Annotated in this window: 10 protein-coding genes; 6 read left to right on the top strand and 4 right to left on the bottom strand. The window is 72.1% G+C overall.

Features of this window, described 5'->3' with window-relative positions; translation table 11 throughout:
* Positions 1 to 119 precede the first annotated feature (119 nt).
* A complete protein-coding gene (locus tag VD659_RS04710) occupies positions 120 to 2,207 on the bottom strand; it encodes a primary-amine oxidase (protein WP_423259959.1) in 2,088 nt (695 codons plus the stop codon).
* Positions 2,208 to 2,338: 131 nt separating this feature from the next.
* Positions 2,339 to 3,853: an APC family permease gene (locus tag VD659_RS04715; RefSeq protein WP_423259960.1), complete on the bottom strand. Its 1,515-nt coding sequence runs from the start codon at positions 3,851 to 3,853 to the stop codon at positions 2,339 to 2,341.
* Positions 3,854 to 4,180: 327 nt separating this feature from the next.
* Here VD659_RS04715 and VD659_RS04720 point away from each other — a divergent pair, with 327 nt between their 5' ends.
* From VD659_RS04720 to VD659_RS04730, 3 genes are all read left to right on the top strand, one after another.
* Positions 4,181 to 5,704 (top strand): APC family permease, encoded by a 1,524-nt coding sequence (locus VD659_RS04720; protein ID WP_423259961.1) that lies wholly within the window; start codon positions 4,181 to 4,183, stop codon positions 5,702 to 5,704.
* Between the two features lie 5 nt (positions 5,705 to 5,709).
* Positions 5,710 to 6,477 carry an IclR family transcriptional regulator gene (locus tag VD659_RS04725; RefSeq protein ID WP_423259962.1) on the top strand — a complete coding sequence of 256 codons (768 nt, stop codon included), beginning with the start codon at positions 5,710 to 5,712 and terminating at the stop codon, positions 6,475 to 6,477.
* A gap of 677 nt (positions 6,478 to 7,154) precedes the next feature.
* Complete coding sequence (locus VD659_RS04730; protein WP_423259963.1) at positions 7,155 to 8,231, top strand: cell wall-binding repeat-containing protein; 1,077 nt, start codon at positions 7,155 to 7,157, stop codon at positions 8,229 to 8,231.
* Between the two features lie 37 nt (positions 8,232 to 8,268).
* On the opposite strand, the gene VD659_RS04735 is transcribed toward VD659_RS04730, so the two are convergent.
* Positions 8,269 to 9,423: a helix-turn-helix domain-containing protein gene (locus tag VD659_RS04735; protein WP_423259964.1), complete on the bottom strand. Its 1,155-nt coding sequence runs from the start codon at positions 9,421 to 9,423 to the stop codon at positions 8,269 to 8,271.
* A gap of 307 nt (positions 9,424 to 9,730) precedes the next feature.
* Between VD659_RS04735 and VD659_RS04740 the strand changes: the two genes are divergently transcribed.
* The 3 genes from VD659_RS04740 to VD659_RS04750 are packed head-to-tail and all read left to right on the top strand — an operon-like array spanning position 9,731 to position 16,300.
* Entirely contained in the window at positions 9,731 to 12,613 is a 2,883-nt protein-coding gene (locus VD659_RS04740) for a glutamate--cysteine ligase (protein ID WP_423259965.1), read from the top strand.
* Positions 12,613 to 14,397 (top strand): N-acetylglutaminylglutamine amidotransferase, encoded by a 1,785-nt coding sequence (locus VD659_RS04745; protein WP_423259966.1) that lies wholly within the window; start codon positions 12,613 to 12,615, stop codon positions 14,395 to 14,397. The genes VD659_RS04740 and VD659_RS04745 overlap by 1 nt, the downstream gene beginning before the upstream one ends.
* A gap of 16 nt (positions 14,398 to 14,413) precedes the next feature.
* Positions 14,414 to 16,300 (top strand): S9 family peptidase, encoded by a 1,887-nt coding sequence (locus VD659_RS04750; RefSeq protein WP_423259967.1) that lies wholly within the window; start codon positions 14,414 to 14,416, stop codon positions 16,298 to 16,300.
* 16 nt (positions 16,301 to 16,316) lie between these two features.
* Here the strand turns inward: VD659_RS04750 and VD659_RS04755 are convergent, their stop codons facing one another.
* Complete coding sequence (locus VD659_RS04755; protein ID WP_423259968.1) at positions 16,317 to 17,549, bottom strand: MFS transporter; 1,233 nt, start codon at positions 17,547 to 17,549, stop codon at positions 16,317 to 16,319.
* Positions 17,550 to 17,641: the final 92 nt, after the last annotated feature.

Consider the following 17,641-nt stretch of genomic DNA (forward strand, 5'->3'; position numbering starts at 1 on the left):
TGGCCGTCCCCGGCGACCGGTCCCGACCACCGGGCAAAGCGGTGAAGGCGAGACGTCACTTCCCGAACCAAAGCACCCGAGCTGGCGCGGAGAGTGACGTCTCGCCGGCTGATGAGGGGCTAGTGCCCCGCGTGGTCGTGGGACCCGTGGTCGTGCGCGCCCGCTGCCGCCGCCCCCGACGCCGCCGCGCCCGCATCCGACCCGTGGTGCGCGCAGTGCGCCCCCTCGGCCGCGGCCGGCGCCGGCACGTTCAGGGCCGGGTTGCGGTCGAAGAAGCCGTAGGGCTTCAGGGTGAACTTGGCGTAGTCGACCGGCATCACGGGCCAGTCCTCGGGGCGAGGAAAGTGCGTGGGCCCGAAGGTGTGCCACAGCACGATGTCCTCGCCGTCGATCGAGGCGTCATCGGCGATGAACTTGGTGATGCCGTCGCCGCCCGGGTTCTGGTGCACGAAGTCGCCCGCCGCGTAGCGCTCGGCCGGGTCGTAGGCCGTCACGAAGAGGTGCTTCGTGGCGAACTCGGCACGCTTCGCGATCGACGAAGACGGGTCGGCGAGCAGCGTCGGCGCCTCCTGCGGCAGCAGCACGTAGCCGGTGGGTCGGCCCATCGCGTTGGTCTCCGAGGTGGAGGTGATGTGCCAGGCCCGGCCGACCGAGGCATCCGCCACCCGGCCCGACGAGCCCTCCGTGGTGAGCCGCGTCACGCCCTTCGTGAAGGCGTTGCCGTGCTCGTTGCCCGGCCCGACCGGAACCCGCACGACGTCGACCTCGTCGACCGCATTCGAGACGCCGTCGACGGTCATGTCCAGTCGCGCCGAGAACAGGTGCTGGTGGTACGGGCCGCCGAGCCCGGGGGCCACCTCGGAGGCGTACGGGTAGTCGGAGCCGTCGGCCGACAGCCCGGGGTACGCCGAGGTGAACAGGATGCCGGTGAGCTTCGCCTCGCACTCGATCGTGCCGTCGAGGTAGAGGTACCAGTAGAAGCCGTAGTCGTAGTTGCCCACCGTGGTGAAGAACGAGATGACGAGACGCCGCGAGCGCCGCACCTCGTTGGAGCCGGTGAACATGTCGGAGTGCTTCCAGAGGGTGCCGAAGTCCTCCTCGTGCATGCAGATGCCGTTCTCGATGGTGAACGGGTTGCCGAGCTCGTCGGCCAGCACGGCGTCGAAGTAGGTGATCTCGCCCACGCAGTCGCACCCCAGCGCGAGCGAGTTCGTGAAGCGGCCGAAGAGGTACTCCCCGGTGTCGAAGTAGTTCTGCCAGAACCGCACCGGCGAGGGGTCGCCGTAGGGCACGAGCATCTCGTCGATGGAGGCGCGGTAGATCACGGGGCGGGGCGCCGGCGGCAGGCCGGTGGCAGCATCCGGCCGCGTGTCGGCCCAGGCGAGCTGACGGAGCACCAGGCCCTCGCGGGTGTCGAAGCCCACCTGGAACTGCCAGTTGCCCCAGGTGACGTTCTCGCCGTCGACCGTGAACGACGGCCCCTCGGGCTGCGTGATGACGATCGGCTTGAGGGTGGCCAGCGGCGCACCCTGCAGCTCGGGGTCGTCGAAGTTGCCCGAGGTCTCGGGCACGGCGAGGTCGGTGGCGTCGATGAGCCGGGTGACCGTGCGGGTGGCCGCGTCGACGTAGGCCGAGAGCCCGTCGACCGGATGCGCCCAGGGGTGGTCGTTCGGCGCATCCATGCGGAAGGCCAGCACGCGCAGGATGCGCCGACCCACCTCTTCGGGGAAGTCGTAGTAGCCGGCCGAGAGCGGCACGCAGATGACGTTGTCGACGGTGAGGCCGCGGCGCGAGAGCGCCTCGACCCAGCGGGGGTCCTCGGCCACGATGGCGCCGACGGCCTCGAACTCCTCGACCAGGATCGGCAGCTGGCCGGCCGAGCCGTCGAGCACGGTCGTCGACAGCACCGAACCCGACGTCAACGACACCACGTTGTCGGTGGAGCGGCTCGTGGCCATGTCGAGCAGCATCACGCGCGCACGCCGCTCGGGCAGCAGGCCCTCCCCCGCCTGCCAGGCGAGAACCTCGCGCTTGTGCGGCTCGTCGAGCCCCACGTAGGCGAAGCGGGTGGTGGAGGTGAAGTCGGGCTGGGCGGTCACGATGTCGCGGATGCGCGTGAACTCGGCCGTGCTGAGGCTGGCGAGCGGATGCGCGGAGCCGGCGCCCGCATCCGGAGCGGCGGTGAGGTCGGTGTCGGTGATGGTCATGGGTGCGGTTCCTAACGTGTTGGTGCGAGACGACGGAGGTCGTGAGGGTTTCGAGGAGACGACGGTGGCTGGGTCCGCGGAGTCAGGCGAATTCCGTCGTTTCGGGAGGGTGAGGAGGGCGAGGAGGGTGGCTACTCGGTGGCGGCCGGGACGGTGGCGGCCGAGGAGTCGCTGATCGCCTCGGTGATGTCGGCGTAGACCGCCGGGTTCGTGCGCTTGAGCACGAGGGCCTGAACCAGCCCGAACGCGGGGAACAGGATGATCAGGGCGAGCAGCACGAGGCTGACGGTTCCGAAAACGGGCGAGCCCGCGGCATCCACGTCGCCGACCAGCAGGGGGAAGTAGGCCACGATCACCACGGCCGAGCCGATCAGCCCGAGGAAGCCGAGGGCGGGGGCGATCACGGTGTTCCAGAGCCGGGTGTCCTGCCGGGTGCGGGCGAAGTACACGATCACGGCGAGCGAGGTGACGGCCATCAGGATGGCGATCGCGAGCGTCGCCACCCCCGCGAACCAGGTGAACACCTGCAACACGGGGTCGAGGCCCATGATCGCGAAGACCACGATCAGCACGGCCGCGGTGACGGTCTGCACGAGCGATGAGGTGTGCGGCGAGAGGTGCTTCGGGTGCACGTCGCCGAGCACGTTCGGCAGCACTCCGGCGTTCGACATGGAGTGCTGGTAGCGGGTGATGACGTTGTGGAACGACAGCACGCAGGCGAACATCGAGGTGATCAGCAGCACGTTGATGATGATCTCGCCCACCACGCCGAGGTACTTCGCGGTGGTGACGATGATCATGGCCCCCGGGTCTTCGGCGGCCACCCCGAGCACGTTGTCGGGGCCCCAGGCCATCACGAGCCCCCAGGAGGCGAGGGTGTAGAACACGCCGATGCCGATCACGGCGGTGTAGGTGGCGCGCGGGATGGTGCGCTTGGGGTCCTTGGCCTCGTCGCGGAAGATCGCGGTGGCCTCGAAGCCGATGAAGGCCGCGATGGCGAACATGAGACCGACGCCGGGGGCGCCCGAGAAGATGTTGTTCGGCTCGAACGGGGCGAGCGAGAGCCCCTCGGCGCCGCCGGAGAACACCACGGCCGCCACGAGCACGAGCACGATGCCCACCTCGCCCACGAGCAGGATGCCGAGCACCTTGCTCGAGAGGTCGATGTGGCGGTAGCCGAGGAACCCGACGATCGCGATCACGGCGAGCGAGTAGAAGTACCACGGGATGTCGGGGCCGCCGAGCCCGGTGACCGTCACCTCGAGGATGTAGCCCACGTAGCCGTGCACGCTCACCTGGATGGCCGTGTAGGTCAGCAGCGCGAGGAAGGCCGAGGCGAGCCCCGCCGGCTTTCCGAGCCCGTAGCCGACGAAGGTGAAGAAGGCGCCCGGCTTCGGCACGTGCCGGGTCATGGCCGCGAGCCCCACCGCGAACAGCAGGAGCACCACGGCCGAGATGGCGTAGAGGCTCGGGAACCCGACGCCGTTGCCGAGCAGGATGCCGAGCGGGGCCGCGCCGCCCACGACGGTGAGCGGGGCGGCGGCGGCCACCACCATGAACACGATGGCGGTCACGCCGAGCGAGCCCTTGAGGCTGCGCTGATGCGGTGCGCCCGTGAGGGCGGCGGGGTCTTTGGTGACGGACATGAGCGTGGTCCTTCGGTCGGGGGCGGATGGCGGCTGGCGAATCGACGGAGATCGGGGGGCTTTGGCGAAAACGACGGATGCTGAGGCCGCAATGCGGGTCCGGCTCCGTCGATTCTGGGGTGGGGCGGGGCGAGGTGCGTTGCGGTCCAGACTGCTCCGCCGGCGTTGCGGGTCTGTCACCGGCGCGTGAAGCTTCACGGCATCCCGAATGAGACAGCTCCGGCCCGCCGTCTCATTTGGAAATCACGTGCCCGAAACACGGCCGTCGCGCCGCTGCAATGGATGGTTCGTACCATGAGCGCACGCACCACAGATTCGAGGCCCACCGTGACAGCACTTGAGCGCGCGATCGCCGACCCCCCTCCCGTTCCCGGATTCGGCACGCGCTCGCCCGTCGACGGCCTCGAGCGCCGGAGCGTGGGCTTCGTCGACGTGCTGGCCCAGTCGGTGTCGGCGGTGGCGCCCTCGGCGGCGGCCACGACCATCCCGATGCTCGTCGCGGTGGTGGCCGGCGGCGCCACGCTCTGGGCGCTCGGCGTGGCCATGCTGCTCTCGCTGCTCGTGGCCGTGACCGTGAACCAGTTCACCCGGCGGATCGCCGCGACCGGCTCGCTCTACACCTACGTCTCGCGCGGACTCGGCACCGGCGCGGGCTTCGTGGCCGGCAGCGCGATGCTCATCGGCTACGGCTTCATCGCGATGTTCGCCCTCGCCGGCGCCGGGTACTACCTGGCCATCCTGCTCGGGCGGGTCTGGCCGGGCATCCCGCAGACGCCGCTGTTCGCCGTCGCCCTGATCGCCGCGATGGCGCTCGTGGTGCTCGTGGTGATCATCCGGGGCATCCGCCTGTCGACCCGGCTCACGCTGCTGATCGAGACGGTGTCGGTGGGCATCATCCTCGTGCTCGTGGTGACGCTGCTCGTTCAGACGGGGCCCGCGATCGACTGGAGCGCCTTCAGCCTGGCCGGCTCGACCCCCGCGAATTTCGCCGTGGGGGCGGTGCTCGCGCTCACGGCGTTCGTGGGCTTCGAGAGCTCGTCGACCCTCGGCGTGGAGGCCCGGCGTCCGTTCGCCTCGGTGCCGCGGGCCATCGTGTGGACGGTGATCGTGTCGGGCTCCCTCTACCTCGTGGCCACCTACAGCCAGATCGTGGGTTTCAACGCCCTCGGCCTCGACCTCACCTCGAGCGCCTCGCCCGTCAACGACCTCGCGGGCGCCTACGGCGTCGAATGGATGGGGCTGCTGCTCGACGTGAGCATCGCCACCTCCTTCCTCGCCTGCGCGATCGCCTCCACCACCGCGCTCGCCCGCGTGCTCTTCGCGATGGGTCGCGAGGGCGTTGTGCCGCCCGCCTTCGGCGCCACCCACCGGCGCTTCAGCACTCCGCACGTGGCCGCCGCGGTGAGCGTGCCGGTGGTGGCGCTCGTGCCGATGATCGGCATCGCTCTCGGCTGGGGACTCTGGGAGACGATGGAGACGCTCATCGTGGTGGCCGCCGCCGGCTACATCACCGCCTACGTGCTGGTGTGCGTGGCGGCCCCGGTGTTCCTGCGGCGCATCGGCGAGCTCACGGCCGGCGTCGCCGTGCGCGCCTTCGCGGCGGCGGCACTGCTCGCGGCGGGGGTCGTGGTGTACCTCGTGGTGGAGTCGGCGAGCGCGCGCTGGATCGGTGTGGTGGTGTTCCTCCTGCTGCTGGCAGCCGGATGCGCGTACTACTTCGCGCGCCGGCGCCGGCATCCGTGGCTCATCGAGACCATCGGGGTCTACGACGTGCCCGTGGCGGCCGACGTGCTCGGCGGCGCGGCGCATCCCGATGACGCGCCGGGCGGCGACGGGCGAACCGGGAGCTGATGCGGGTGACCGACGAGGCGCGCCACCTCCCCTCCCCCGCACCTCCCGCCGATCTGCGGGCGCGGCAGCCGAAGGCCGTGCACAGCGCCCTGGCGGTGCTCGAGGAGGTGGCGCGGTGCGGCGCCGGCGTGACCGCGCAGGAGGTCTCGGAGAATCTCCGGATGCCCCGGGCCACCACCTACCGGCTCATCAATCTGCTCGTGCAGGACGAGTACCTCGTGCGCATGCCCGATCTCCGCGGCTTCACCCTGGGCCGCAAGGTGGTGGAGCTCGCGCACCTCGTGGCGCCCGTGCGGCCACCCCAGGCCGCCGTCGCCGTCGTCGAGGAGCTGCGGTCGGGCATCCGCGGCGGGGTGCACCTCGTGCGCTACGAGCACGACCGGATGCGCGTGGTCGACCCCGATCCCGACTTCCCGCTCGCCGACGAGGCGCGCCTGTTCGCCGAGCTCGACGCCTCGGCGATGGGCCGCCTGCTCGTGGCGGAGCTGCTCGAGACCGGCTCGCCGCTGCCGGCCTCGGTGCGCCCGGAGTTGCGCGCCTCGCCCGAACGCCAGGAGTCGCTGCGGCGCGAGGTGTCCGCGACCGGGCGCTCGTGGCAGGTGGACGCGTTCACGCCGGGCTTCGGATGCCTCGCGCTGCCCATTCGCGGGCCGCGCGGCGAGCTCGTGGCCGGGCTCACCCTCTCGGCCCCGCGCATCCGCATCGAGCAGCCCGGCGCCGTGCTGGAGCTGCTCTCCGACGGGGCGCGGCGGCTGGCGCCGCTGCTGCGCTGAGGGGGCGCTGGGCTGGGCTTCGTCACCACGTGTCGACGAGCGACCAGTATCCTGTGCGTCGGGGGTACACATGAAGAGGATCATCACGGCGCTCGTCGCCGCCATCGCCGCGATCGCCGTCGTCACCGGAAGCGCCGCCGTCGCGGCCCCGGCGCAGGCCGCGTGGCCGACCACGAGCTACCACATCTCCGGGTCGGTTTTCTTCCCCGAGGCACCCGACTGCCCCTATCCCAACTGCCATCTCCCCAGAGGCGGAGCCAGTCTCACGACGCTCGGCGGTTCGCTGGTGGGCGACTATCCGGCGAGTGTGGGCACCGACGGCGGATTCGGATTCGACTCGGTGCCGCCCGGACGCTACCTCCTGAGCGTGTCGATCTGGCTCGAGAACATCGGCGACTACACGAACGAGTGGTACTACGGCGATACCCCTTATCGCACCGCGGCGACGGTGATCGAGGTCACCGATCACGACATCACCGGCCTCCGCCTGACCGTTCCGCAAGGCGGGCACATCTCGGGCACGGTCACGACCTCCGGCGGCCCGGTGGCCGACTCCATCGCCCAGGCCTATCTGTTCGATCCGGCGGCAGGCTACCAAAGCGACCCGACCGCCACCGCGCGCGCGGGCACTGACGGCCGCTACACGATCGACGGCCTCGAACCCCGGTCGGTACATCGTGAAGTTCAGCCAGGACTCCTCCTCCACGCCCACCCGCTTCGGGGTGACCTTCGCCGGAAGCGACGACCCGAGCACGGCACGCACTTTCGACGTGGGACGCGACAGCGTACTCTCGGGAGTCGACGCGGTGCTCCCCCCGTATGCGGTGGCTGTCGCATCCCGACTCACCGGGGCCGACCGGTTCGATGTCTCGGTCGAAGCCTCGCAAGCCGGCTTCGCGCCGGGGGTCGACCAGGTGTACGTCGCCAACGGTCTCAATTGGCCGGATGCACTGAGCGCCGGTCCGGCCGCCGCCTACCACCACGCGCCTCTGCTCCTGGTGACGCCCGGATCGCTGCCGGCTGCCGTGCGCACCGAGATCCAGCGTCTCGACCCGCGCGAGATCGTGATCGTCGGCGGGAGGAACTCGGTCGGCGACGACGTTCTGCACCAACTCCAGCCGCTCGCGCAGACGACCACCCGCATCGACGGCGCCGATCGCTACGCCGTGTCGCGAGCCCTCGACCTGGCTGCGTTCGGCACTCCCCTGGAGGCCAAGAGCCTCCTGGTCGCCAGCGGGCGCAACTTCCCCGACGCACTGTCGTCCGGCGCGGTCGCGGCGGCGTGGCGGGCACCCGTGGTGCTCGTCGACGGTCTCGCGCAACAGCTCGACGCGGACACGCGCAGCTACATCTTCAGCACCGGCATCTCGGGGTCCGCCGTGGGCGGCCCTGCGTCGATCACGGACAATCTGGTCAACGACCTCGGCAGTTTCAACAAGTACGACGGACCCGGTTCGCGGATCGGCGGCGAGGACCGCTTCGCCGTCAACCGCAACCTCAACACGCTCAACGGGTACTTCGCGCCTCCGACCCTCACCAGCACCGCCTACCTGGTGAGCGGGCTGAACTTCCCCGATGCCCTGTCGGCCACGACGCTGGCCGCACAGGAGCGCTCGCGGGTGTTCCTGGCGGCACCCGACTGCGTGCCCCAGGCGACGCTCGACACCATGCGCGGGCTGCACGTCACGAAGATCGTGCTGGTCGGCGGGCCGAACACGCTCGGAGCCGGGGTGGCCGCGCTCAAGCCCTGCTGAATGGGCGGCCAGGGCGAGGGGAGGCCCTGCCGATCAGCTAGGCCCCGCTTCCGCGGAAGGCGGCGCGATACTCGGTGGGACTCGTGCCGTTGATGGCGCGGAACTGGCGGGAGAAGTAGAAGGGGTCGGTGTAGCCGACCGTGTGCGCGATGTCGGCCACCGAGGCCTCGGTGGTGATCAGCAGCTCGCGGGCGCGGGCGCTGCGCAGGCGCTTGTGGTACTCCACGACGCCCATGCCGGAGGCCTTGCGGAACCGGGCCGCGAAGTGCGAGACGCTGAGGCCGGCCATCTTCGCGAGCTCGGCCACGCTCGTGGTGGTGTCGAGGTGCTCGCGCAGGTAGTCCTGCGCCGAGAGGATGGGGTCTCCCGCCTCCTGGGTGCCGCGCGCGCGGTCGGCGGAGAGCTGCGCGAGGAGCGCCCACGCCGCCCCGCTCGCCGAACGCAGGCTCGCCACGGTCTCGTCGCGCTCGAGCGAGACGAGCACGTGCTCGAGCGAGGCCCGGGCGGCGTAGGGGTCGTGCGCGGCGATGACCGGGGAGAATTCGGCCGCGGCATCGGAATCGGATGCGGCGGCCACATCGGCCGGGTCCGCCGCGGCGGCGAGGGCGGCGAGGCCGGCGACGTCGGCCAGGTCCGCCGGGTCGGCGGCGTCGGCCGGGTCCACCGTGGCGGCGAGGTCGGCGACGATGGCCAGGTCGGCCAGGTCGACCAGGTCCGCCGCGTCGGCCAGGTCCGCCAGGTCCGCCAGGTCGGCGACGGTGCCCGCCGATCCTCTCGAGCCCGCGCCCGCGCCCGGTGTGCGCGGTCCTGCGCCCGCTCCGGCGCCGGTGATGGCGGTCACGAAGGTCGCGGCGTCGGAGCCGGCCACGTGCATCCACCAGATCGTCCACGGATCGCGCGGGTCGGCCCAGTACCGGTGGGGCTCGCCGGCGGGGATGACCAGCACGTCACCCGGCCGCACCTCGTGCCGGCGCGAGCGCAACTCCACCCGCCCGGCGCCTCCCGTACACAGGATGACCACCACCTCCGCCGCGCCCCGTGGCCGCGAACGCCCGTGCTCGGCGGCGTGCGGGAAGTGCCCGGCGTCGGTGACGAGCAGCCGCCCGGTGACCGGCGCGGCGAGCGCCTCGACCACGCTCGGCCGCGACAGCACCCGCAGCCGCTGGCCGGGGAAACCGTCGCGGATCAGCACGCGCGCCAGTCTAGACGCGGCCCCCGCCGGGGACCCCGGATACCGTCCGGCGGGTAGCTGAAAGCCGCGCGGAGGCGGCGACGCGGAGCAGCCCTCGTGGGCTGCGCGCCCCCGGCCGCGCCGTGGTGCGCATCCGCTGCCGCACCCGTCAGGAACGACGGAGTTCTTGCGTCAGGAAGGCACGTCAGTCCGTCGTTGGCGAGGTTGGGGCCGGATCTCCGTCGTTTCGGCGGGGGGCGGGCGGGGCCCAGCTGGGAACCCCGGACGATTTCTGCCGCACCGCGCCGCACCGCCGTATGGTGAGCCCATGGCGGCCGAGCTGACCCTGGGGGCAGAAGAAGAGCTCCACCTGATCGATCTCGAGAGCGGGAAGCTGTCGGCGCGAGCGCCGCAGATCCTCTCCCGGCTGCCCGGGGAGAACTACTCGGCCGAGATCCAGCGCACGACGGTGGAGACCAACACCGACGTCACCCGCAGCCTCGACGGACTTCGGAAGGAGATCCTGCGGCTCCGCAAGGGCGTGATCGACGCCGCCGCACCCGACGGCGTGGGCATCGCCTGCGTGGGCACGGCACCGCGCTCCGAGTTCGCCGACTTCGAGCTCACCACCACCGGGCGCTACGGCCGGATGCAGGAGCAGTACCGCCTGCTCGTCGACGAGCAGCTGATCTGCGGAACCCAGATCCACGTGGGCGTCTCCGACCGGGACCTGGCCGTCGAGATCGCCCAGCGCGTCTCGCGTGACCTGCCGGTGCTGCTGGCGATCTCGGCCAGCTCGCCCTACTGGAACGGGCACGACACGGGCTACTCGAGCATCCGCTCCATCATCTGGCAGCGCTGGCCGAGCGCGGGCGCCACGGGGCCCATCGGCTCGGCGGCCGAGTACGACGAGCTGCTGAGCGACCTGATCGCCACCGGGGTGATCGCCGACTCCAAGATGGCCTACTTCGAGGTGCGCCCCTCCTCGCACGCCCCGACCCTCGAACTGCGGGTCTGCGACGCCTGCCCCATCGTCGACGACGCCGTGCTGATCGCCGGACTGTTCCGCGCCACCGTGCGGGCGGCCGAGGTCGACATCCTCGCCGGGCGGCCCTACACGCCGGTCGCCGCCCCCATCCACCGCGCGGCGATGTGGCAGGCCGCGCGCTCGGGACTCACGGGCGACCTGCTCGACGACACCCCGCATCCGCGGCCGACCGCCGCCGCGCATGCCGTGCGGCACCTGATCCGGCGGCTGCGCCCCCAGCTCGAGGAGCTCGGCGACCACGAGGAGGTGGTCGAGCTGGCCGAGACACTGCTCGCGCGCGGCAACTCGGCCGATCGGCAGCGCGCCGCCTTCGCCGAGCACGGCGAGCTCGACGCCGTGGTGAAGCTCGCGGTGGAGGAGACGCACGGCCCGGCCGGCGGCATCCCACCCGCGGTTCCGGCACTGCGCACCTATCGCACCCGCGCCGGCGACGAGGCCGTGGGCCCCGGCTCGCGGCCTCGGGCCGCCTACGAGCAGATCGTGGGGCACTACGAGCAGCTCGAGCCCTCGGTCGTGGTGCAGCGGATGCGCGCCGGCCGCGAGTGGGCACGCTCGCACGGGCTGACCTTCGGCGTCGACGGCGAGACCCGGCTCTTCGAGGTCGACCTCGTGCCCCGCGTCATCAACGCCCACGAGTGGAAGCAGATCACCGCCGGTCTCACGCAGCGGGCGCGCGCCATCGGGGCCTTCCTCGACGACGTCTACGGAGAGCAGCGCATCCTGAACGACGGCGTTCTCGCGCGCGATGCGGTGCGGGATGCGCCGGGCTGGCACGAGGCCGCCCGCTCGCTCCCCGCGGGCACGCCGCGCGCCGCTGTGCTCGGCTTCGACCTCGTGCGCAACGAGTTCGGCGGCTGGCGGGTGCTCGAGGACAACGTGCGGAACCCGAGCGGAGCCGCGTACGCCGTGGCGATCCGGCGGCTGATGGACGACGTGGCCGGCGAGGTTCCGCGGCCCGAGGGCGTGCTGTCGCCGGAGAGCGCCTTCGGGGTGCTGCGCCGGGCGGTGCTCGCGGGGGTGCCGAGGGGCGGCGCGACGGCGCCGGACCCGGACGTGACCGGCCCAGGTGCCGCATCCGCCGGCGACGCCGCCGCAGGCAGCACGGGCACGAGCGGGCCCGACGCCGGCGCGACGGCCTCGACTGACGCCGCGACCGCCGGAGATGGGGGCACGAACCGGACGGGCCAGGGTGGCACCGAGCCGCTCGCGGCCCTGGTCAGCTCGGGCCCCGCGAGCGGCGCCTGGTTCGAGCACCAGGCCCTCGCCGAGGGCGCCGGGCTGCTGCTGCTCGGTCTCGACGAGCTCGACGTGCGGGGCGACCGCGTGGTGGAGCGCGCATCCGGCCGCCCGCTCGACGCGCTCTACGTGCGCCTCGACGTGGAGCTGCCCGACGCGCGCGACTCGGCCGGCCGGGCCATCGGCGCCGAGATCATGGCCGTGGCCGCCGCGGGCGCCGTGTTCCTCGCGAACGCACCGGGCAACGGCGTGGCCGACGACAAGGCGATGTACGCGAATGTGCCGGGCCTCATCGGCTACTACCTCGACGAGCGCCCCTTGCTCGAGCAGGTGCCCACCTACCGCACGAGCGACGAGGCCGAGCGCCGGGCCGTTCTGGAACGCGTGGGCGAGCTCGTGACCAAACCGGTCGACGGGCACGGCGGCGTGGGCGTGCTGATCGGCCCCGCCTCGGGTGCCGCGGCCGTCGCCACCCGCCGGGCCGAGATCGCGGCCGACCCTGCCAACTGGGTGGCGCAGGAGGTCGTGCCGCTGTCGTCGCACCCCACCTTCACCGAACCGGATGCGGGGCTCGCCTCGGCCGCCGGAGCCGGCGAGGGCACCGTGCTCGAGCCCCGTCACGTCGATCTGCGGGTGTTCGTCTACGCCGATCCGGATGCGCCGGGCGGCTTCACGGTGGCCGATCTCGCACTCACCCGCGTGGCGCCCTCGGGCAGCATGGTGGTGAACTCCTCGCGGGGCGGAGGGGCGAAGGACACCTGGATCCTGGCGCCGTCGGCGCCCATGACGGGCCCGATCGAGACGACGCCGACCGCGACGACCGCGACGACCGCGCCCGCGACGACGGCGCCCGCGGCGACAGCGACTGCGAACGGCGCGCCCACCGCATCCGGAGCGGGCCTTCCCGGCGAAGCGGGAGTGTCCTGATGTGCGGGCTCGCGGGAGAGTTGCGCTTCGACGGGCGCTCCGCCGATCTGGGCGCGGTCGACCGCATGACCGCCTGCCAGCGCGACCGCGGGCCCGACGGGAGCGGCCTCTGGGCCAACGGACGAGTGGCGCTCGGGCACCGGCGGCTCTCGATCATCGACCTCTCGGCCGCGGGCGGCCAGCCGATGGTGGATGCGCCGCTGGGCCTCACCATCGTGTTCAACGGCTGCATCTACAACCACCGGCAGCTCCGCGCCGAGCTCGAAGCGAAAGGCCACCGCTTCTTCTCCACCTCCGACACCGAGGTCATCGGCAAGGCGTATGCCGAATGGGGCATGGACTGTGTCGATCACCTCCTCGGCATGTTCGCCTTCGTGATCGTCGAGCACGCCTCCGGCCGGGCCATGCTCGCCCGTGACCGCCTCGGCATCAAGCCGCTCTATCTCGACGAGCGCCCGGGGCGCCTGCGCTTCGCCTCCACCCTGCCGGCGCTGCTCGAGGGCGGCGACGTCGACACCTCGATCGACCCGACGGCGCTCGAGCACTACATGACCTTCCACTCCGTCGTGCCGGCGCCCCGAACCATCCTGAACGGCGTGCGCAAGCTGCCGCCGGCGACGGTGCGGATGATCGAGGCCGACGGCAGCTGGAACGACCACGTCTACTGGACCCCGGTTTTCGACCGCGACCCCGACCGCGTCGGTTGGAGCGAGCGCGACTGGGAGGACGCCCTGATCGGCTCGCTCCGCACCGCCGTCGAGCGGCGCATGGTCTCCGACGTGCCCGTGGGGGTGCTGCTCTCGGGCGGCATCGACTCGAGCCTCGTGGTGGCCCTGCTCGCCGAGGCGGGCCAGCACGATCTGCAGACCTTCAGCATCGGCTTCGACTCCGCCGGCGGCGAGTCGGGCGACGAGTTCGAGTACTCCAGCCTCGTGGCCGAGCGCTTCGGCACCGACCACCACCGCATCCCGATCTCGAGCGACCGCCTGCTGCCCGGCATCGACGGCTCGATCGCCGCGATGAGCGAGCCGATGGTGAGCCACGACTGCGTGGCCTTCTACCTGCTCAGCCAGGACGTGTCGGCATCGGTGAAGGTCGTGCAGTCGGGTCAGGGCGCCGACGAGGTGCTCGGCGGGTACGACTGGTACCCGCCGCTCGCCGGGGTCGCCCGTGAGGACGCCGTCGCCGCCTACTCCAGGGTGTTCTTCGACCGGCCGCGGGCCGAGCTGGCGCGCATCCTGAAGCCCGGCTGGCTGAGCGGCACGGATGCCGCCACCACGTTCATCGAGGCCGCCTTCGCCGCGCCCGGGGCCGGCACCGCCGTCGATGCCGCCCTGCGCAACGACACGACGGTGATGCTCGTCGACGACCCGGTCAAGCGGGTCGACAACATGACGATGGCGTGGGGGCTCGAGGCCCGGGTGCCCTTTCTCGACCACGAGTTCGTGGAGCTCGCGGCGAGCATCCCGCCCGAGCTGAAGCTCGCCGACGGCGGCAAGGGCGTGCTCAAGCGGGCGAGCCGCGGCATCGTGCCCGACGAGGTGATCGACCGCACGAAGGGCTACTTCCCGGTGCCGGCCATCCGGCAGCTCGAGGGGCCCTACCTCGCCCGCGTGCGCGAGGCTCTCACCGACCCGGCCGCCCGGGAGCGGGGCCTCTTCGAACCCGCCGTCGTCGAACGGATGCTCTCCGCGCCCAACGAGACACGCACCACTCTCGGCTCGAACGCCCTGTGGCAGCTCGCGCTGCTGGAGATGTGGTTGCAGGAGCGGGGGATCCGGTGAGGGGGATGAGGCGACCATGAGTGCTTTCGTCGACTCCCTGGTCGGAGCCTGGGGCAGCTGGGGCCCGTCGATGACCCCGGATGCGCAGCGCGTCGCCTTCCTCAGCGACCGCGGCGGCTCGCCCGAGGTGTGGGTGCAGGACGTGCCCGCGCCCGGCGCCGTCGAGCTGCCCGAGGCGCGGCGAGTGTCGTTCTGCGACGACCCGGTGATCTCGGTGAGCTGGTCGGCCGACAGCGCGTGGCTCGCCTGCGCGGTGGCGACGGACGGCGGCGTGCGCAGCCAAGTCTGGGTGGTGCGGCCCGACGGGACGGATGCGCGCCGCATCTCCGGCGACCCCGCCGTGCACGCCGAACTCGGGCCGTGGACGCGCAGCGGGCATCGCGTGGTGGTGAGCATCCCGGCATCCGAGCCCGGCGAGCCGACCCGCGCCTACCTGGCCGACCCCGTGACCGGGTCGCTCGAGCTGCTGGCGGTGGGCTCCCTCATCCACGTGCTCGACGTCTCGGCGGGCGAGCGGATGCTCGTCATGCGCGACGGGCAGCGCGGGCACGAATTCTGCGTGGTCGTCGATCTGGCGTCCGACGAGGACCACCCGGTCATGCCGCACCCGGCGCGGGGCGCGACCGAGGTGGCGTTCATCCGGCCCTCGCCTCCCGGGGAGTCGGCACCGGCGGTGGTCTATGCGGCCACCGAGGTGGGGCTGCCCCGGCGGCAGCTGATCGCCTACCCGGTCGACCCCGCGGACTGGAGCCGGCCCACCGTCGTGCTCGCCGAGCGGGCCGACGCCGAGCTCGAGGCACTCGACGCCGACGACGCCGGGCGCCTGCTGCTGCTCGTCTGGAACGTGGCCGGGCGCAGCGAGCTCGAGCTCTACGACACGCACTCGGGCCATTTCGAGCCCGTGCCGGGGCTGCCCGGCGCCGTGGCCACGAACCCGGTGCTGAGCCGCGACGGGTCGAGCGTGCTGCTCTCGGTGGAGGGGCCTCAGCGCCCGCGCGAGCTGTGGCGGCTCGACACCGCGGGCTTCGCGTGGACCCGCGTGACCGCCGTGCCGGAGCTGCCCCCCGAGCGGCTCGTGGTGCCGACCTTCGAGCGCTTCACCTCCTTCGACGGGCTCGAGATCACCGGTTGGCTGTACCGGGCCGCCGACGAGGCCGCGAACGACGCGCTCGCCGGGCCGGGAGCGGCGATGCTGCACCTGCACGGGGGTCCGGAGTCGCAGGAGCGGCCCACCTTCAGCGCACAGCACCAAGCGGCCGCCGCCGCGGGCATCACGGTGTTCGCGCCGAACGTGCGCGGGTCCTCGGGGTTCGGGCGCGAGTTCGGGCACGCCGACGACGTGCGCGGACGGCAGGGCGCGTTCGACGACGTCACTGCATCGGCCCGCTTCCTCGTGGAGATCGGAGTGGCCGACCCGAACCGCATCGCCGTGACCGGGCGGTCGTACGGCGGCTACCTCACGCTTGCGGCGCTCGCGTTCACCCCTGGGGTGTTCGCGGCCGGGGTGGACATCTGCGGCATGTCGCACCTCCTGCACTTCTACGAGGAGACCGAACCGTGGATCGCGGCGGCCGCGGTGACGAAGTACGGGCATCCGGTCGACGACGAGGCCTTCCTTCGGTCGATCTCGCCGCTCGAGGAGGCTGCACGCATCGCGGTGCCGCTGCTCGTGGTGCACGGCGAGCTCGACACGAACGTGCCGATCGGCGAGGCGCACCGGATCGTGGCGGCACTGCAGGAGCTCGGCCGGCCGGTCTCCTACCTCGAGCTCGCAGGCGAGGGGCACGAGTACCGCCGTGCCGCGTCACGGGTGCTCCTCATCGACACCCTCGTCGACTTCCTGACGGCGTCCCTCACCCCCACCAAAAACAAGGAGATTCTGGCGACACTCCGGCCCAGCTAGGATCCGGCGCGGCGTGTCACGCAGAATCCCCTTGTTTTTGGGGGAGGCGACCGGGCCGGCGGGCGGGCATGCGCACGGCGAAGAGCGAGGCTGCCGCCATCAGGACGAAGGCCGAGCCGAACGCCGCCGGGAAGCCGAGGGTGTCGACGAGCAGTCCTGCCACGAGCGGCCCGGCGATCGCACCGGCGTCGGAGAACGCCTGGAAGACCGCCACCGGCTGCCCGCCCCGGGACCCTGCCGCATCCCCCACCGAGGCGGCCGGAGCCGTGCCCATGAACGCGGCGGCCACGCCGTAGACCACGAGCAGCACGACGAGCAGCCAGAACTCGGTGACGAAGGGGATGGCGAGCATGATGACCGCGCCCACTGCGAAGGAGGCGATGATGGCCGGCCGGCGCCCCACGGTGTCGACGAAGCGGCCGGCGGGCAGGAGCGCGATCGTCTGGGCGACGGCGGCGATCGCGAAGGCGATGCCGGTCCACGCGGGTTCGCCGTGCAGCGACTCCACCACGAGCACCGGGATGAGGGCGCTCCGCACCCCCATCGCCGACCAGCCCTGCGCGAGGTTCGCGAGCAGCGCGGCCTGGTAGCGGGTGTCGCGCAGCACCTCGCGGAACGGGCGAGCGGGCTCGGGCACCGCTGCCGGGTCGCGGTGGTGCTTGCCGAGAAGCAGCAGCCCGACGGTGCCGGCCACCACGAGTGTGCCGGCGTAGAAGAAGAAGGGGGCGTGCAGCGAGATGCCGGCGAGCAGCCCGCCCACGGCGGGACCCGCCATGCCGCCGATGAGGAACCCGCCCTGGTAGAAGCCCACCGATCGCCCGCGCACGGCCGGATCGGCGGAGGCGAGCAGCAGCGTCATCGCCGCCACCGAGAACATGGCCGAGCCGATGCCGCCCGCTCCGCGCAGCAGCAGCACCTGCAGGTAGCTGTCGGCGAAGCCGACGAAGGCGCTCGACAGTGCGACGACGCCGATGCCCACGGCCAGGATGACGCGCTCGCCCCCGAGGTCGATCAGCTTGCCCACGAACGGGTTCGCCACGAGCCGCATCACCGCGAACGCCGAGACCACCGCGCCCACCTCGAAGTAGCCCACGCCGAAGCTCCGCACGTAGACCGGGAGCACCGGGATGACCACCCCGAAGCCGAGCATCACGAAGAACGCCACGACCCCGAGCACGACCACGTCGCGCGGCAGCCCCGCCCCCTGCCCCCAGGCCAGCCGGCGGAGACGATCGGATGCGCGGGTCACCGCCTCAGCGTAGTTCGCGTTCGCCCGGCCCGCGCCGCTCGTTCGCACCTTCGGGTCGCCGAACAGCGCGTGACAACGGAGGAAAAAGGGGA

The organism is Herbiconiux sp. 11R-BC (assembly GCF_049472555.1).
In the GTDB taxonomy this organism is placed as follows: Bacteria; Actinomycetota; Actinomycetes; order Actinomycetales; family Microbacteriaceae; genus Herbiconiux.